18 protein-coding genes are annotated in these 17332 nt (G+C 51.1%); all 18 read right to left on the reverse strand.

Features of this window, described 5'->3' with window-relative positions:
* Positions 1-60 precede the first annotated feature (60 nt).
* Positions 61-1395 carry a UDP-N-acetylglucosamine 1-carboxyvinyltransferase gene (gene murA / locus THEAE_RS0117705; RefSeq protein ID WP_028988347.1) on the reverse strand — a complete coding sequence of 445 codons (1335 nt, stop codon included), beginning with the start codon at positions 1393-1395 and terminating at the stop codon, positions 61-63.
* Positions 1396-1425: 30 nt separating this feature from the next.
* Positions 1426-2178 (reverse strand): hypothetical protein, encoded by a 753-nt coding sequence (locus THEAE_RS0117710; RefSeq protein ID WP_028988348.1) that lies wholly within the window; start codon positions 2176-2178, stop codon positions 1426-1428.
* 86 nt (positions 2179-2264) lie between these two features.
* Positions 2265-2501 (reverse strand): DUF1146 family protein, encoded by a 237-nt coding sequence (locus tag THEAE_RS0117715; protein WP_005585814.1) that lies wholly within the window; start codon positions 2499-2501, stop codon positions 2265-2267.
* A 140-nt stretch (positions 2502-2641) separates the two neighbouring features.
* A complete protein-coding gene (gene nuoN / locus THEAE_RS0117720; RefSeq protein ID WP_028988349.1) occupies positions 2642-4171 on the reverse strand; it encodes an NADH-quinone oxidoreductase subunit NuoN in 1530 nt (509 codons plus the stop codon).
* Positions 4172-4175: 4 nt separating this feature from the next.
* A complete protein-coding gene (locus THEAE_RS0117725) occupies positions 4176-5690 on the reverse strand; it encodes a complex I subunit 4 family protein (RefSeq protein WP_039944539.1) in 1515 nt (504 codons plus the stop codon).
* 1 nt (position 5691) lies between these two features.
* On the reverse strand, positions 5692-7557 hold the full coding sequence (gene nuoL / locus THEAE_RS0117730; RefSeq protein WP_245605588.1) for an NADH-quinone oxidoreductase subunit L: 1866 nt from the start codon (positions 7555-7557) through the stop codon (positions 5692-5694).
* Between the two features lie 16 nt (positions 7558-7573).
* A complete protein-coding gene (gene nuoK / locus THEAE_RS0117735) occupies positions 7574-7885 on the reverse strand; it encodes an NADH-quinone oxidoreductase subunit NuoK (protein ID WP_028988352.1) in 312 nt (103 codons plus the stop codon).
* Entirely contained in the window at positions 7882-8379 is a 498-nt protein-coding gene (locus THEAE_RS0117740) for an NADH-quinone oxidoreductase subunit J (RefSeq protein ID WP_028988353.1), read from the reverse strand. The genes nuoK and THEAE_RS0117740 overlap by 4 nt, the downstream gene beginning before the upstream one ends.
* A complete protein-coding gene (gene nuoI, locus THEAE_RS0117745; RefSeq protein WP_005584863.1) occupies positions 8376-8801 on the reverse strand; it encodes an NADH-quinone oxidoreductase subunit NuoI in 426 nt (141 codons plus the stop codon). The genes THEAE_RS0117740 and nuoI overlap by 4 nt, the downstream gene beginning before the upstream one ends.
* A 15-nt stretch (positions 8802-8816) precedes the next feature.
* Complete coding sequence (gene nuoH, locus THEAE_RS0117750) at positions 8817-9812, reverse strand: NADH-quinone oxidoreductase subunit NuoH (protein ID WP_028988354.1); 996 nt, start codon at positions 9810-9812, stop codon at positions 8817-8819.
* Positions 9813-10916, reverse strand: coding sequence for an NADH-quinone oxidoreductase subunit D (locus THEAE_RS0117755; RefSeq protein WP_028988355.1), 1104 nt, complete (start codon positions 10914-10916; stop codon positions 9813-9815). It lies immediately after the preceding gene.
* A 3-nt stretch (positions 10917-10919) separates the two neighbouring features.
* On the reverse strand, positions 10920-11714 hold the full coding sequence (locus tag THEAE_RS23750) for an NADH-quinone oxidoreductase subunit C (RefSeq protein ID WP_052330146.1): 795 nt from the start codon (positions 11712-11714) through the stop codon (positions 10920-10922).
* Positions 11707-12237 carry a NuoB/complex I 20 kDa subunit family protein gene (locus THEAE_RS0117765; protein ID WP_005584893.1) on the reverse strand — a complete coding sequence of 177 codons (531 nt, stop codon included), beginning with the start codon at positions 12235-12237 and terminating at the stop codon, positions 11707-11709. The genes THEAE_RS23750 and THEAE_RS0117765 overlap by 8 nt, the downstream gene beginning before the upstream one ends.
* On the reverse strand, positions 12228-12596 hold the full coding sequence (locus THEAE_RS0117770) for an NADH-quinone oxidoreductase subunit A (protein WP_005584894.1): 369 nt from the start codon (positions 12594-12596) through the stop codon (positions 12228-12230). Before THEAE_RS0117770 ends, THEAE_RS0117765 begins: the two co-directional genes overlap by 10 nt.
* 436 nt (positions 12597-13032) lie before the next feature.
* Positions 13033-13437 carry a F0F1 ATP synthase subunit epsilon gene (locus THEAE_RS0117775; RefSeq protein ID WP_005584895.1) on the reverse strand — a complete coding sequence of 135 codons (405 nt, stop codon included), beginning with the start codon at positions 13435-13437 and terminating at the stop codon, positions 13033-13035.
* Positions 13438-13463: 26 nt separating this feature from the next.
* Positions 13464-14870, reverse strand: a complete 1407-nt coding sequence (gene atpD, locus THEAE_RS0117780) for a F0F1 ATP synthase subunit beta (protein ID WP_028988356.1) — start codon at positions 14868-14870, stop codon at positions 13464-13466.
* Positions 14871-14914: 44 nt separating this feature from the next.
* Positions 14915-15784: an ATP synthase F1 subunit gamma gene (gene atpG, locus THEAE_RS0117785; protein WP_028988357.1), complete on the reverse strand. Its 870-nt coding sequence runs from the start codon at positions 15782-15784 to the stop codon at positions 14915-14917.
* 30 nt (positions 15785-15814) lie between these two features.
* The gene (gene atpA, locus THEAE_RS0117790; protein WP_005584898.1) at positions 15815-17329 is read right to left on the reverse strand and encodes a F0F1 ATP synthase subunit alpha; all 1515 of its coding nucleotides are present in this window, start codon (positions 17327-17329) and stop codon (positions 15815-15817) included.
* Positions 17330-17332: the final 3 nt, after the last annotated feature.

Here is a 17332-nt window from a genome sequence, read left to right on the forward strand (position 1 = left end):
CTGACCTGACATCAACGAAGCCAATCGATCATGACGAATCATAGAAAAGTGCCGGATAATTTACTTTAAGGTAGCCCTGGCGATTGATGGTGCAGGAATAAAGAGGTGGTGGCCCCTCTGTGGACTTCCATCCCCTTCCGGTTCGCTCCAGGACTTTCGCTCGATCTCAGCACCTAAGGACTTTAAGGTGGATTCGATGCTTACATAACCCCGATCAATGTGATGAAGTTGGCCGATCTCCGTCGTTCCTGTGGCAGCCAAACCCGCTAAAATGAGGGCAGCGCCGGCCCGAAGATCGGTTGCCTGAACCATTGCCCCAACCAGTTCGCTTTTTTCGACAATCGCGGTCCTTCCATCGGTGCGAATCTTCGCCCCCATGCGAACCAATTCCGGAACGTGCATAAAGCGATTTTCAAAAATGGTCTCCGTTAAAACAGAGGTACCGGCCGCTTTCGTTAAAAGAGCCATAAACTGGGCCTGCATGTCGGTAGGAAAACCTGGATAGGGGAGCGTTTTAATGTCTACAGGTTTCAGCTTCTGAGTCCCCACCACATGGATTCCCCGTTCCTCTTCGGAAACGTATACGCCCATCTCCCGCAGTTTTGCGATCACCGGAGTGAGATGAGCGGCGATTACCCCCTCAATAAATCCTTCTCCCTCTGTGATGGCAAAAGCAACCATATAGGTGCCGGCTTCGATCCGATCCGGGATGACGGTATGAACCGTTCCGTGTAGATGGGAAACTCCCTCAATGCGAATCGTATCGGTTCCCGCCCCTCGGATCTTGGCCCCCATTCCGTTCAGGAAGTTGGCTAAATCGGTGATTTCCGGTTCTTCGGCCGCATTTTCGATCACCGTCTCCCCGCGTGCCAGGCACGCCGCCATCATGATGTTTTCTGTAGCTCCTACACTGGGAATGTCAAGGTAGATCGATGTGCCGATCAGTTTCGGGCACTCGGCTTCGATGTAGCCTTGCTCATATCGAATCTTTGCTCCTAAAGCTTCAAATCCTTTGAGATGTTGGTCGATGGGGCGATTCCCGATTGCACACCCCCCGGGAAAAGATAATTTAACCTTTCCCATGCGGGCAAGAAGGGGACCCATGACCAAAAAGGAAGCACGCATTTGTCCGATCAACTCATAAGGGGCCTCTACGGAAGTAAGTTCCCGGCTGTCGAGAACCCATCGATCCCCTTCTTCAATTTTCACTCCCAGGGAAAGAAGGACTTCCTTCATGGTTTTCACATCTTGCAAATAGGGAACTTCATCTAACATAGACACCCCTTCTTCTGCCAGAAGGGAGGCAGCCATGATGGGAAGTACTGCATTCTTTGCTCCGTGGACCCTGATCGTCCCATAAAGCGGTTTACCGCCGTGAATGATGAGTCGTTCCAAACCCTTCTCCCCCTAACTTGCCAAACTACGTTAAAATTCCGTGATGATGTATGGGGTGCCGAGAATCACTTCCGTCCTATTCTCCCCTCTCTCATGAAAGAGTACCTGAAGAGATTCCTTTCCGGAGAACCTGGCAGACCAACTGCGTCGATCCTGGCAATACTCTCCCCATGTTCCCGGCATTCTCTCTTCGACGAGAGGAAGCGGTTTAGACAGAAGCGTACTTGGCGTACCGTCTCCTACCCCTTTTATACATGTATAAATATAAGGGCGACGTCCTAGGTTCCCTAGGGTATTCCGTTTTTCTTGGACAGATTTCCAGGCGTTTCCGTCCATCGGTTCGTTTGCTTCTAGTTTTACAATCAAAGCAGCCGCATATTCGTCCCTTTCAGCGGGAAGAAGATGAAATCGAACCAGGCCTTTCACCCCATACCGCATGGGAATTGGGTAAATGACCTCTTTCCAAGATAACGGGACTCCTTCGAGAGCCCCGCCGGGAAAGAGGCTCAGAACCTTTAACCATTCGTTGCGAAGCTCATGCATCGGGAGGGATGGATATTCCTCGACACCCTCCCATAATGTATGTACCTCATCTGCATTTAGTTCCTTCTTGATGGCCATCAACAAGAAAGTACGGCTCATATCCCGATTTTGGGAAGGGATACGCATGCCATCATCGGCCAAGGCTTCTCCCCGGAAAAAATCAAGACCCCAAATGAAGAAAAGGAGCCCCAGCCCAAGAATGATTCCCTCGATTTTCTTGAGCGCTCGTCCCCAAATCATCCCGAACTCCCCCCTCTTCATACCCAATATGCCCAGGAAAAAAAGGGAGAAAAAGCGGGCGTTAGGAACATTTTTGCAGGGGCCGATCAAAAAAGGAACTTAATCCAGGAGGACCAATTAAAGTAGTTGCTGAAAAAAAGCGCAACCTGAGCCCCGATCAGGATGGAGAGAAGGAGGACCAAAATTTTTGCCTGGGGACTATTCGGTTTAAGGAGAAAGATATCCCATCGGACCCCTTGTAATGCCCACCATGAAAGGGCAATAAACAAGATGGATAAAATAATTTGTATAACCCCGGCGACGGCAACGGAAGTCGTATCCAATAGCAATTCCCCCTTCCTGATGAGATAGCCCGAACAAATTCCATTATACGAGAACTTGTCCTAAGATAAAAGGGGGAAGCGCGTTTAATAAAAAAGAGGATCCCCGGAAGAGGGATCCCCGCTGCAGTCGTGCCTCTACATTAAAATTTCCCGTCGAAGATTTGAAATAAACTGTTGGAGCTAAATGGATCCTGGATCCATTGAAGGACTTGCCCCGGGAAAAATCCGCCGATCAGTGTGCCGATGAGCCCGATCGTCATCACAGCCAGCACGGCTGTGGGAAGGCGAAGAGGCGCCTCCGTCTGTCCCGGCCGCATGTACATCTGCCGGATGATCCCAAAGTAGTAGTAGTAAGCGATGACGCTGGTCACGATGAGAATGGAGGCAAGCCAAAGGTTCCCATTCTGGATGGCACCGAGGAGGATATAGAGCTTCCCGGAGAAGCCTGCGGTGATCGGGAAACCGGCCAGGGAGAGGAGAAGAATCGTCATCGCCAAGGCTGTGAATGGAGAGCGGTGGTAGAGTCCGGCAAAAGCTCGAATCTCTTCCGTTCCTCTCTCCCGGGTTACCCCGTCAATCAAAGCAAATACCCCCAGGTTCGTAAAGAGATAGGCGAAAAGGTAAAAGATGACCTGGTCGATCATCAAATTGTTATAGGCCGCAAAGGGGACAAGGATATAGCCTGCATGGGCGATGGCGGAGTAAGCCATCATCCGCTTCACGTTGATCTGCCTTAGGGCCATAATGTTTCCGAGAATCATGGATAAAGCGGAGAGGATCGCCAGGTAAATGGCCGCATCGTGAAGAATGACCCGGGTAGTTCCGCCTCCTTGATAGCTCACCCATGCAAAGGATGTGAAGAAAATGCGGATCAGCATGGCGAAGCCGGCCGCTTTGGAGACGACGGAAAGAAAGGCGGTCACCGTTGTCGGTGCACCTTGATAAACATCGGGTGCCCACATATGAAAGGGAACGGTGGAGATCTTGAAGGAGAGGCCCACGACCACAAAGAAGAAAGCGGCATAAACCAGCGTCCCGAAGGAATTCATGAAACCAGGTTGGGCGAATTGTTGAGCCATCTGAAAGAGATTGGTTGTTCCGCTAAGCCCGTAGAGGTAAGAGGCTCCAAAGAGAAATGTAGCCGTGGCGATGCCGCCGTTTACCACATATTTAAAAGAAGCCTCATTGGATTGAATGTTTCTCTTCCTTAAGCCCACCATGATGTAGGACGAAACGGAGAGAAGCTCCAATCCGACAAAGAGCGTAATCAAGTCCCCGGAGGATGCCATAAACATGCCTCCAAGGGCTGCCGTCAAGAGAAGGATATAATATTCCCCTCTGCTCTTTGCGTCCTCCCCATTTCCATCCTGCATGGAAAGCAAGACCACAAGAAATGTTCCACCCAAGATGATCCACTTGAAAAGAAGGGCAAAACCATCTAGGCGGAAGCTGTCATTTAATATCTGATCCACCTTCCCCGTCAGCGTCCAGAGGGAAAACATCGCAATCATAAGCCCCAGCAGGGAGAGGATGGGGAGGAGAACATCGCCTTTTTCCCGTTCCCCCCTGTAACGGGTAAGTTCAGCCAAAAGGAGAATCAGGATGGTTCCGAGCAGGATGATTTCCGGCATCATGATCGACCAGGGAAGTTGGGTAAAATCCATGTTCATCGTACTAGCCTCCTATCCTGCCGAGAAAATCGGTGATCGTCGCTTGCAATGGATCGCTTAAAGCCGCCGGATAAATCCCGATCAGAAGGATAAGGGCTAACAGGGCAGCGATGGGAATAAGCTCCTTCGTTTCCACATCGTTTAGTCCTTTCCATCTTTCCGGGATGGGGCCAAAGGTGGTCCGAAGAACGGTTCGCAGCATATACGCGGCGGTTAAAATAAGGCCCAAGGTGCCGACCGCAGCATATGCCTTCAGATCGCTCAGGAATAGGCCCAAAAAGGCTTGAAATTCGCTGATAAACCCGGAGAGGAGGGGAAGACCCAAAGAGGCCATGGCCGCAGTGAGAAATACCCCGCCGGCAAACGGCATGGAGCGGGCGAGCCCCCCCAATTCGTCGATGTTGGAAGTACCTGTCCGTTCATAGATCACCCCGATCATAAAGAAGAGGAGGGCAGAGATAAATCCATGGGAGATCATTTGGAAGATCGACCCTTGTATCCCTTCAGCATTTAAGGCAGCCAGCCCGAAAAGAACAACACCCATATGGCTGATGCTGGAGAAGGCCATCATCCGTTTTAAATCGCGCTGTACAAAGGCGATAATCGCTCCGTAAAGAATATTGACCAGACCTAATAAAGCGAGCACCCAAGCGAAGCGTGGCGCCAAATCCGGGAAAAAACCGATGCCGAAGCGAAGCAGTCCGTACGCCCCCATCTTAAGGAGGACCCCGGAGTGAATCATGACGATCGGTACGGGTGCCTCCACATGGACCTTAAGCATCCAGGAATGAAAGGGAAAGATGGGCAGCTTGATGCCGAAGGCGACAAGGATGGCAAAGAACAGGCCCGCCCTCAATCCTTCGTTCATCGTCGTTCCCGCCAGATGGTCCCGGATTGTCGGCATGTCAAAGGTATAGAGTTGATTAAAGAGGAGGAGAAAAGCGACCAACATGATGAGGGAACCCAGCCCATTATAAAGAAGGAAAGAATTGGCCGCTTTTTCCCTGTTGGTAAATCCCCAAATTCCAACCAAGAGGAATGTGGTTACCAAGGTTACTTCAAAAAAGATGAAGAAGAGAAGGAGATTTTGGGCCATAAAAACCCCAAACATCCCAATCTCCAACGCTAAGAAGAGGAGGAAATATTCCTTCACTCTGCGTCGAACCTGGTAGGAGGCGGCGGCCGCCAGAAATCCCACGATTGCCGTCATAAGAAGAAGGGGCATGGAGATTCCGTCCACCGCCAGGGTGTACTGGATGGGGAGCGATTGCCAGGAAAGTTGGCCGCCGGCATCGGCGACCGGATAGGTTAAGGTAAACCACTCTGCATTTTCCGTGAACTGATTCTCCGCGCTATGGATATCAAAGCCTGCAAAGAGGAGAATGGTTAGCAGGAGCGGAAGCAAGGCCGACAAGATTCCGATCCTTTGCAAAAGGCCTCCTTTCTCCTTAGGGATGAAGGAGAGAATCAGAATGCCCAACAGGGGAGAAAGCAGAATGGAGGTAAGAAGATAGGGCATTTTATCCGAGAACCCCCTTTGCAAAGAAAGTAAAGGCTAAAAGAAGCAAGGTAAGGCCAAAGAAGACGATCGCACCATAGAGCTGCACCTGCCCGTTCTGAACTCTGGCGTGAAGGGCGCCAATACCGCCGACGATCCGGATGACCAAAGAGATCATCCCCCCGACGATGAAGCGGTCAAACCATGCCAGGAGGACACCCAGCCCTTTTAACCCCCTCACAAAAACAAAATCATAAAGTTCATCCACGTAAAATTTCCTCCGAGAGAGTTTATGAAGGAAGGGAAAAGCCGTAACGATGGGGCAGGCAAAATGTTTCCGATAAAAGAGATAGGCCATGTAGATTCCAAAAAGGGCGATCAAAATGGAGGCCAGGGTAACCCAGAGGGGGCCCTCATGGGCTTCACCCGACGGAATGCCCGTTAGTGCGGTATTCGAAAGAAGCCAATCTCCAAAAGGAGTAAACCACGGGGTATTAATCCAGCCGGCAACGGTGGATAAAACGGCTAAAATCACCATGGGAAAGGTCATCACCCAGGGGGATTCGTGAACCTCTGAGGTATGCCTCGGTTCCCCGGTAAAGGCGACAAAAACCAATTTGAACATATAGACCGCTGTGAAGAAGACGGTGACCAAAGCGATGAGAAAGAGGAGAAAATTTTTCTCATATGCGGCCGATAAGACCATCTCTTTAGAAAAATAACCGGCAAAAGGAGGGATCCCGGAGAGGGCCAGCGCGCCGATGAGGAAGACGGTGAAAGTGACGGGCATCCGCTTCCTCAGCCCCCCCATTTCATAGATTTCGTTCGTATTCAAAGCGTGAATGATGCTTCCGGCGGCCAGGAAGAGAAGGGCTTTAAAAAAGGCATGGGTAAAGAGATGAAAGACCCCTGCCACATACCCCCCCACCCCTAAAGCAAGCATCATGTATCCCAATTGACTCACGGTAGAGTAGGCCAGCACCCGTTTTATGTCCGTCTGGGTCAGGCCAATGGAAGCGGCAAAGATGGCGGTAAACCCGCCGATGATCGCCACCACCCAAAGGGCGGTCTCTGAAGTGGAAAAGATCGGATAGGTGGCGGCGACCAGATAAACCCCGGCCGCCACCATGGTGGCGGCATGGATGAGGGCGGAGACCGGTGTGGGGCCCTCCATGGCATCAGGCAACCAGGTATGGAGGGGGAACTGTCCCGATTTCCCCACCGCACCGATAAAAATGAGAATGGCGATCAAGGTGAGACTCCCGAGGGGAATGGTCCCTGCCGATACCTGGTTAAAAATGATGGAATAATCAAAGCTTCCTGTGTAGAGGAAGAGAAGAATGATGGCGATGAAGAGACCGACATCCCCGATGCGTGTCATCATAAAAGCCTTCTTGGCAGCTGCCGTTGCCTCCGGCTTATAGTAGTAGAAGCCGATCAGGAGGAAGGAGGCAAGCCCTACTAATTCCCAAAATATGTAGGTCTGTAGGAAATTAGGAGAGATGACCAAACCCAGCATCGCAAAAGTGAAAAGACCTAAGTATTGGTAAAAGACAGGATATCGTTCATCTCCATGCATGTAACCCACCGAGTAGAGATGGATGAGCAGGCTATCGAGGGAAACCACCCCCAGCATCATGGCATTTAGGGGATTTACCTCAAAGCCGAAGGTGACGGGATTGCCGCCGATGTTAATCCAGCGAAAGTCGTTCCGTATATATTCTCCGCCCTTTATTTCCGCGAATAAAACCAGAAGGGAGAGAAGAAAGGAGAGGAGGGATGCTCCGATCCCCACATAATGGGCTTTCTCTTTCATCTGACGGCCAAAAGCAGCCAAAAGAAGGAAGGAGAGAAGGGGAAAGACCGGAATAAGCCAAGTAAATTCCATCAAAGAGATCACCTGCCTATCGTTTCATCGTATCGTATTCGTCCACATGAACGGTCGCCCGGTTTCGATATAAGGCGATGAGGATGGCTAATCCTACGGCGACCTCGGCAGCTGCAACAGTTATCGTAAAGAGGCTAAAGATCTGCCCTACAATATTCGGATTCATACCAAATTTGGAGAAGGCTACAAGGTTAATGTTAACGGCGTTTAACATCAATTCGATGCTGAACAGGACGGAAACCGCATTTCGCTTCGTTAAAGCTCCATAGAGCCCTAAAGAAAAGAGCATGAGGGCCAGCAGAAGATAGGTGGAGAGGGGAACACTCATGATTTATCCTCCTTCGCCATGATCACCGCGCCGATAAGGGCAACCAAGAGCAGGACGGAAACCAGCTCAAACGGTATCATATATTGATTGAACAGGGTTTGTCCGATCTCCAGCACATTGTTTTTGTCAAACTGGGTCACCCGCTCGCCCCAGTTTACGCCTTGGATCCCCCAAGCCATAACCAGAAGGAATGCGAGGACAACGAGAAAGGAGAAGAACTTCTGTCCCCTCCGTCCCTTTCCTTCCTCTTCGGCATCATGTCGGGTCATCATAATGCCGAAGACGGCTAAAATCGTCACGGCTCCTGTGTAAACGAGGATCTGAACCACCGCCACGAACTCCGCGGACAATAGCACATAGAGTCCGGCTATGCTTAAGAAGCTAAAAGCGACGGCAAAGATCATGTGGATCACCTTGGTGAAACTGAGCATGAATACGGCGCCGCTCAACGCAAAGAAGGCGAGGATGAAGAAGGCCGCATATTCTCCGCTCATGGTTTATTCACCTCACGGATATTCTTATCATTCGCATCCAACCATTTCATGTCTTTAAACAATTCATCCCGGCTGTATTCGGCCAGCTCAAAGTTGTTGGTCATGATGATGGCTTCGGTGGGGCAAACCTCGGTGCAGAGATCACACAGGATGCAGATTTCAAAATTGATGTTATAGGTATCGATCACTTTTCCCTTTTTTGTTGGGTCCGGATTCGGCTTTCCCGTCAGGCTGATGCAATCGGTAGGGCAGATCATGGCACACTGATTGCAGACGATGCACTTTTCGGGATAAAATTTTTGGATACCCCGAAAACGATTGGGGAATTTGTATTCCTCATCGGGATACTTCGTGGTTACTTTCGGCTTCAGCATTTCCTGAAAGGTGTAGCCTAAGCCTTTAAGGAGCCCTGTCCCCTTCATGAAATTCACCCCTTTTTAGAATACCGCCTTTATGAAGGCGGTTAGTACGATGTTGAGGAGGGAAAGCGGCAAGAGTACCTTCCAGGCAAACTCCATCAATTGATCGACCCGTACCCGGGGGAAGGTCGCCTGGAACCAGAAAGGCATAAAGACATAGAGAAGAAGTTTTACCAAAAACCAGATCCATCCTGGGATAAAGCCAAGAATGGGGAGAGGAGGATACCATCCGCCAAGATATAAAACGGTGACAAGCGCTCCCATGGCAAAGAGATAAGTATATTCCGCCAACATAAAGAAGGCAAAACGAAAACCACTGTACTCGGTCTGGTACCCGGCAATGAGCTCAGATTCCGCTTCGGTCAGATCGAAGGGGGTGCGGTTGAGCTCCGAAATGGAGGCGATGAAGAAAACGACAAATCCAAGAAATTGGGGGATGATGTTCCACATGTTTTGTTGCGCATGGACAATGTCGATCAGATTGATGCTTCCGGCCATCAACACCACCCCTAAGGCGGCGATGACGAGGGGCAGTTCGTAGCTGATCATCTGGGCGACCGCCCGCATGGCGCCGATCAAGGCCCATTTATTATTGGAAGCCCATCCTCCCATCAAAACCCCGATCGTGGAAATGGAGGAGATCCCGATGTAATAGAGAAGACCGACCCCAATGTCAGCAAAGTGAATGCGATCGGTAAACGGCATCACGGCAAGAACGGCAAAGGCAGGGGCAAAGGCGACGATTGGCGCGATCAGGAATAGGGAACGGTCTGCCTTCGCCGGTATCACATCTTCCTTCAACAGAAGTTTTAAAACGTCCGCTGCGGTTTGGAACAATCCGTAAGGTCCCACCCGGTTTGGACCGATCCGCCCTTGCATCCATCCGAGAATCTTTCTCTGGCCATATATGGCGTACATCACAAAGAAAAGAACGATAAAAAGAAGAGCTAAGGCCGAAAGAAAAAAGACGAGGAAATTGATCAGGTTTAATTCTTGGTTAAGAAAGAAATCCATTTATCCGTCCACCTCCCCGAGTACGATATCAATTCCTCCGAGGATCGCCACCATATTGGCAATGTTTTCTCCGACCAACAGCTTGGGGAGGATTTGCAGGTTAATAAAAGAGGGGCGCCGGAAATGAAGGCGATAGGGCTGTGGCTTTCCTTTGCTGTAAATATAAACCCCGATTTCTCCCCGGGGGGCTTCTACCTGTACGAAGGTTTCCCCTTCCGGCGGGCGAATAACCTTTGGAACCTTCCCCATAATCTCCCCGCTTTTAGGAAATTGTTTTAGTGCCTGCTCCACGATGCGCCTGGACTGTTCCATCTCCGCCATGCGGAGAAGATACCTGGACCACAGATCGCCATCCTCACTGGTGGGAATCTCAAAGTCGAACCGATCATAGATCGAATAGGGCTTATCCTTTCTCACATCATAGTTTACGCCCGTACAACGAAGATTTACTCCGGTGAGGGAATACTGAATGGCGGTCTCCTTGTCGTACTTCCCCACCCCTTTCAACCGAGCCTGTAAAATTTCATTCCCGGTTACGAGGGTGTGGTACCCTTCTAATTTTCCCTTAAATTCGTCGATAAACTTCTGAACGCGCGTTAGCCATCCTTCGTCGGGAATGTCCCATTTCACCCCGCCAACCCGCATATAATTATAAGTAAGGCGCGCCCCACTGATCTCGTTGAAAAGTGAAACGATCTTTTCCCGCTCTTGAAATGCGTAGAGAAACGGGCTCAAGGCCCCCAGATCCAATAAATAGGTGCCGAACCAAACCAGGTGGCTGGCGATGCGCTGCAATTCCATCATAATGACCCGAAGGTACTCGGCCCTCTCCGGCACCTCAATGCCCATGAATGTCTCCACGGCATGGACGAGGACGTAATTATTAATCATGGAGGAGAGGTAATCCAGTCGGTCCGTATAGGGGATGATCTGGGTATAATTCAGGTTTTCTGCCAGCTTCTCGGTCCCTCTGTGGAGATAACCGATGACCGGGCGCGCTTCAACAATGGTTTCCCCATCTACCTTTACCACCATGCGAAAAACCCCATGGGTGCTGGGGTGTTGGGGTCCCACGTTTAACAGCATCTCTTCGGTGCGAATCAATCCTTATACCTCCTCGTCGTATTGCTTATAATCTTTCCGGAGAGGATGCCCAACCCAATGATCCGGGAGGAGAATCCGGACTAGATCCGGGTGACCCTCAAAGGAAAGACCGAAGAGGTCGTATACTTCCCGCTCCTGCCAATTGGCCCCGGGCCAAATGGATGTAACCGAAGGAATTCTTCCCCCGTCGCGTTCCGTTTTGACATGAACGGCGATCTGGGTTTTATGCTCAATCGATTGGAGGGAGTAAAAGACTTCCATGTGAGTTTCGAAGTCGATCCCATGAAGGTCGTTTAAATAATCAAAGGATAATTCCGGATCCTCTTTTAACAAACGGGCGGTTTCGAGCCATTTCTCTTTTTTAATGTAAAGGGTGGGTACTTCTTTGCTATGGAAATTGATGAAAGCCTGCTCAACCGGTGAAGAGTCGATTTTCTCTGTGATTCTTTTCACAATAAATTCTAACAGTGGGCGGTTCTTGGAGGGTTTCTCCGTCTCGTCCGCAGTTGCATCCTGCTTAGGCTCTCCACCTGCCGCTTTTGCTTTAGCGGCTGCGGCTGCGGCGGCCTTTGCCTTGGCTGCGGCAATGGCTTTCGCTTTCGCATCCGGGTCGGCAGCTCCCGCCGACTCCGCCTGTGCTTCCGGGGCTCCACCTTCGGCCACCGTTTCCTTGGCGTCCGCGGCTGCTTTCGCCTTGGCTGCGGCGGCAGCCTTTGCCTTGGCCGCAGCGGCGGCCTTCGCTTTTGCCGCGGCGGCGGCCTTCGCCTTCGCTAACTCCAGATCTTTATCATCAGCCACGGGCAGTCACCTTCTTTCCCGTCTTCGCCTCATAACGAATCTTCTCCTGCAATTTATTGATTCCGTAGATGAGGGCAACCGGACTGGGGGGGCACCCTGGAATGTATACATCGACAGGTACGATTTGGTCCACCCCTTTAACGACGGCATAGGATTTTATATATGGCCCACCGGCCGTTGCGCAGGAGCCCATGGCGATCACCCATTTCGGCTCGGCCATTTGATCATAAAGGCGGCGCAGGAGAGGCGCCATCTTCTTCGTCACCGTCCCCGCCACAATCATGCAGTCGGACTGCCTGGGCGAGTTCCGAAAGAAGACTCCGAAGCGGTCGGTATCAAAATGGGATCCCCCGGTTCCCATCATTTCGATGGCGCAACAGGCAAGGCCAAAGGTGAGGGGCCAAATCGAGTTGCTGCGGGCCCATGCTTTTATTTGTTCAAGGGTGGTGAAGAAAACGTTCCGGTTGATTTCTTCCCATTCCTCCGGTTTTACATTCTCCAAACCAAGGGCGGTTATTTCCATTCCAACACCTTCTTCCGCCAAGCATAGATGAGACCAATAAAAAGAAGAAAGACAAAGAGAAGCATTTCAAAGAAAGCAAAAAGGCCCAGTTGGTCAAAAGCCACGGCCCAAGGATAAAGGAAGATCGTCTCCACGTCAAAGATGACGAAGAGGAGGGCAAAGATATAATATTTTACCTTAAATCGGACCCAGCTTTCGCCAATCGCTTCATTCCCGCTTTCATAGGTCTTCCGTTTCTCTTCCGTGGGGTTGTTGGGCCGCAGAAAACGGCCTAATGTGAGGGCTGCCACCGGAAGAAGAATTCCCAGGCCGATAAAGATGAGGATGATAAGATAATTGTTCACGTAGTCTGGTGCCAATGCCATTCCCCCTTTTTATTATTTCGGGAGTCGACCAATCCTTATTCGCGCATCCATTATAGCACGCTCCAAAAAGGAGTGTCTATTTTTATGATGCTTTTATGAAGAACCTTTTATCTCATACGATTGCCCGTTTTACTAAAAAAATGCGATTGGCGAGCTCACTCCCTTGTCACACCCTCGCCACAATTTTATCATTCTCTGCAGAGATTGTGAAGAGTGGAACAAAAGTCAGATAACTCTCCTGAAACACGAGAAAAGATGACGATAGAACGAGAAAAGATGAAGATAGAAAAGGGACCGTCTCAAAAGCGTATGGTCGAATAAGCCGATCCCTAATTTTAAACAAAAAAACATCCCGATCCACCATCATAGGGGAACGGGATGTATGGTTTTGTGCACTTTTTTTAAAACATCAACGTGGCGTAAGTCGTCGCTACTCCCGGGAACGGCCCACCTCAATCCGGGTTAATGCCCTTCGAAGGGCCAACTCCGCCCGCTTAAAGTCGTATTCGCTCCTGTCTGCGAGGCGTTGTTCCGCTCTCTCCTTCGCACGGAAAGCTCGATCAATATCAATTTCTTCGGGCAACTCAGCCGTCTCTGCAAGGATTGTAACTTTGGTTCCGTGAATCTCTATGAATCCGCCGCTTACCGCTACCAATTCTTCTTTCGCATCGGGAAATTGAATCTTTACGGGTGCGATCTGGAGGGTGGTGACCAAGGGCATATGGTGAGCGGCGATTCCCATCGCGCCCTCAGCCGCCATAACACTGACAAAGGTGACCTGCCCGGAAAAGACGAGGCGTTCCGGAGTTACGATTTCCAACAGATATGGAGTCATCTTCTTTCCTCCTATCGGCGTACGACCTAGAGGGTCTTCGCCTTTTCCACCGCTTCTTCGATCGTGCCCACCATGTAAAAGGCCGCCTCCGGCAAATCATCGTGCTTCCCTTCCAGAATTTCTTTAAAGCTGCGGACCGTCTCTTTGACGGGGACATATTTCCCTTCTAACCCGGTAAAGCGTTGTGCGACGAACATGGGTTGAGAGAGGAAGCGTTCAATACGGCGAGCCCGGTGGACAACCAGCTTATCCTCATCGGAAAGTTCATCCATTCCTAAGATGGCGATAATATCCTGAAGCTCTTTATATCGCTGTAGAATCCTCTGCACACCCCGGGCTACCTGATAGTGTTCTTCCCCTACGATGTTGGGGTCGAGGAGGCGTGAGGTGGAGGCCAAAGGATCCACCGCCGGGAAAATAGCCTTCTCAAAAACCTTCCGGTCCAAGTTGGTGGTCGCATCCAAATGGGCAAACGTGGTGGCAGGCGCCGGGTCCGTATAGTCGTCGGCAGGGACGTAAATCGCTTGAATGGAAGTGATGGATCCCTTCTTCGTGGATACGATGCGCTCCTGCAAGGCACCCATCTCTGTGGCTAAGGTGGGTTGATATCCTACGGCCGAAGGCATTCGTCCCAAGAGGGCGGAAACTTCGGAACCGGCCTGGGTGAAGCGGAAGATATTATCGATGAAAAGAAGGACGTCTCTGCCTTCTTCATCCCGGAAGTACTCCGCCATGGTTAAAGCGGAAAGGGCCACACGAAGACGTGCACCCGGCGGCTCATTCATTTGACCAAAGACCATCACGGTCTTATCCATAACCCCTGCTTCAATCATTTCGTGATACAGATCGTTCCCTTCCCGGGTCCGTTCGCCAACGCCGGCAAACATGGAATAACCCCCATGTTGTAGGGCGATGTTGTTAATCATCTCTTGGATCAACACCGTCTTCCCTACTCCTGCTCCGCCGAAGAGACCGATTTTTCCCCCTTTCGCATAGGGGGCCAACAGGTCAATTACTTTGATCCCTGTTTCCAGGATCTCATCCGCAGTCGATAGATCTTCAAAAGCAGGGGCTTGACGATGGATCGGATGGAACTCCGCTCCTTCCACCTGGGGCTTTTCATCAATGGGCTCACCTAAAACGTTAAACATTCGTCCTAATGCCTTAGGGCCCACAGGGACGGAAATGGGACTTCCTGTATCAACCGCTTCCATACCCCGCACGAGACCATCGGTGGATGCCATGGCAATGCAGCGCACCACATTATCTCCCAAATGGTTGGAGACTTCCAGGGTGAGGTGGATATCCACTTCCCCTTTCTTTGCGGCTTTATGGTTAATGGTGATCGCATTATAGATTTCAGGCAGTTTCCCATCCTCGAAGAGAACATCTACGACCGGACCCATCACCTGAAGAACGCGTCCTGTGCTCATTCTCTAACCTCCAATCTCTTTACGCTTCTTTCCTCGTTTATTTGTTACAGAGCGTTTGCCCCGGCTACGATTTCGGAAATCTCTTGGGTAATGGCTGCTTGCCGCGCTCGGTTTAGCTGCAGGGTATAATGGTCGATCAGCTCGGTGGCGTTATCGGTGGCACTCTTCATCGCCGTCATCCGGGCCGCATGCTCTCCTGCCTTTGCTTCCAGGATGGCGCTAAAAATGAGGGTCTCCGCATAGCGGGGGAGCAATTCGGAGAGAACCGCTTCGGGAGAGGGTTCATACTCATATTGAACCTCCGCTTCACCCTGCCCCTTCTCTTCCCCGCTTACGATCAAAGGAAGCAAGCGCACCATCCTGGGCCGCTGTGTCATTGCGTTGACGAACTGGTTGTAGACCAGGTAAAGCTCATCGTAGGTCCCGTCTTCAAAATAGCGGACCGCCTGTTGCACAATCCTCTTCGTATCGGAAAACGTGGGGAAATCGGATAACCCTACGGTCTCTTCCAGGATGGGATATCCCCTTTTTCCGAAGAAATCTCTCCCTTTTCTTCCTACGGTAAGGAGAAAGTATTCCTCTTTGCCCGCATGTTTCTCCTTAAGCTCCCGCTGCAAAACCCGTATCAGGTTGGCATTATACCCACCGGCCAAGCCTCGATCCGCAGTGATCAGAAGATAACCGGTTTTCTTAACGGGACGCCTTTCCAGCATGGGATGCGTAACACCTTCTGTCCCCGATGCGATCCTCATGATCACCTCCCGGATCTTCTCCGCATAGGGTTTGGAATGCTCAGCCCTCTCCTGTGCCCTGCGAAACCGAGAGGCAGAGACCATCTCCATCGCCTTGGTGATCTGGCGGATATTCTTGTTGCTGCGGATGCGCGCTCGAAGTTCACGCAGTCCTCTTGCCATTTTACCACCCCCTTCTTCCCGGGCTCTTCACTACGATTTACTCACGGCAAAACCTTTTTTGAAGGTTTCCACCGCTTGGGTTAATTTCTCTTCATCGGGCAACTGCCCCGTGGTGCGGATCTCGTCTAATAGATCTTGATGTTCTGTTTCAAAGTAACTTAAGAGTTCTTTTTCGAAACGGCGAACATCTTCCAACGGAATATCGTCTAGGAATCCCCGTGTTCCGGCAAAGAGGGAGATGACCTGCTTTTCCACCGGCATCGGCTGATACTGATCCTGTTTTAAAAGCTCTGTTAAACGCTCCCCACGAGTCAAACGGGCTAAGGTTGCTTTATCCAAATCGGAGCCGAACTGGGCGAAAGCTTGCAGTTCCCGATATTGGGAAAGCTCCAGGCGCAGGGTTCCGGCCACTTTGCGCATCGCTTTGATCTGTGCCGATCCTCCCACACGGGAGACGGAAAGACCTACGTTTACGGCAGGACGCTGGCCGGAATAGAAAAGATCCGCTTCCAGGAAGATTTGCCCGTCGGTGATGGAAATGACGTTGGTTGGAATATAGGCGGAAATATCGCCGGCCTGGGTCTCGATAAAGGGAAGCGCCGTGATGGAGCCTCCTCCCAATTCATCGGAGAGTTTGGCCGCCCGCTCAAGGAGGCGGGAGTGGAGGTAAAATACATCCCCTGGAAAAGCTTCACGCCCTGGAGGACGGCGGAGAAGAAGGGAGAGTTCCCGATAGGCCGCCGCTTGTTTGCTTAAATCATCGTAAATGATTAAGACGTGTTGACCCTTATGCATAAAGTATTCGGCCATGGCGACACCGGCATAAGGAGCCAGGTAGAGAAGCGGAGCCGGTTGGGAAGCGCTGGCGGTTACCACGATGGTATAATCCATCGCCCCGTACTTGCGAAGGGTTTCCACCACTCCGGCAACCGTCGACTCTTTCTGCCCGATGGCCACATAGATGCAGATCATATTTTGCCCTTTCTGGTTTATGATGGCATCTACGGCAATCGCGGTCTTCCCTGTCTTACGGTCTCCGATGATCAGCTCCCGCTGGCCCCGGCCGATGGGAATCATGGAGTCAATCGCTTTGATCCCTGTCAACATCGGCTCATGCACCGATTTTCTCTCGATCACACCGGGGGCCCGCCTTTCGACCGGGTTAAACTGGGTGGCTTCGATGGGACCTCGCCCATCCACCGGCTGACCGAGCGGGTTAACCACCCGCCCTAAAAGAGCTTCTCCTACAGGAACTTCCATGATCCGTCCGGTCCGTTTTACCTGATCGCCTTCCCGGATCTCCTGGTAGGGTCCCATGATGACCGCTCCCACGCTGTCTTCATTCAGGTTTTGCACCATTCCCATTACGCCGCCGGGAAATTCCAGAAGCTCTCCGGCCATCGCCTTTTCCAACCCGTGGATCAGCGCAATCCCATCCCCGACCTGGATAATCGTTCCCACCTCGGAAACATCAAGCTCCGAGCGGTATTTTTCAATCTGTTGTTTTAAGATCAGGCTAATCTCATCCGGCTTTATGGTGCTCATCGT

This window comes from Thermicanus aegyptius DSM 12793 (assembly GCF_000510645.1).
Classification (GTDB): domain Bacteria; phylum Bacillota; class Bacilli; order Thermicanales; family Thermicanaceae; genus Thermicanus; species Thermicanus aegyptius.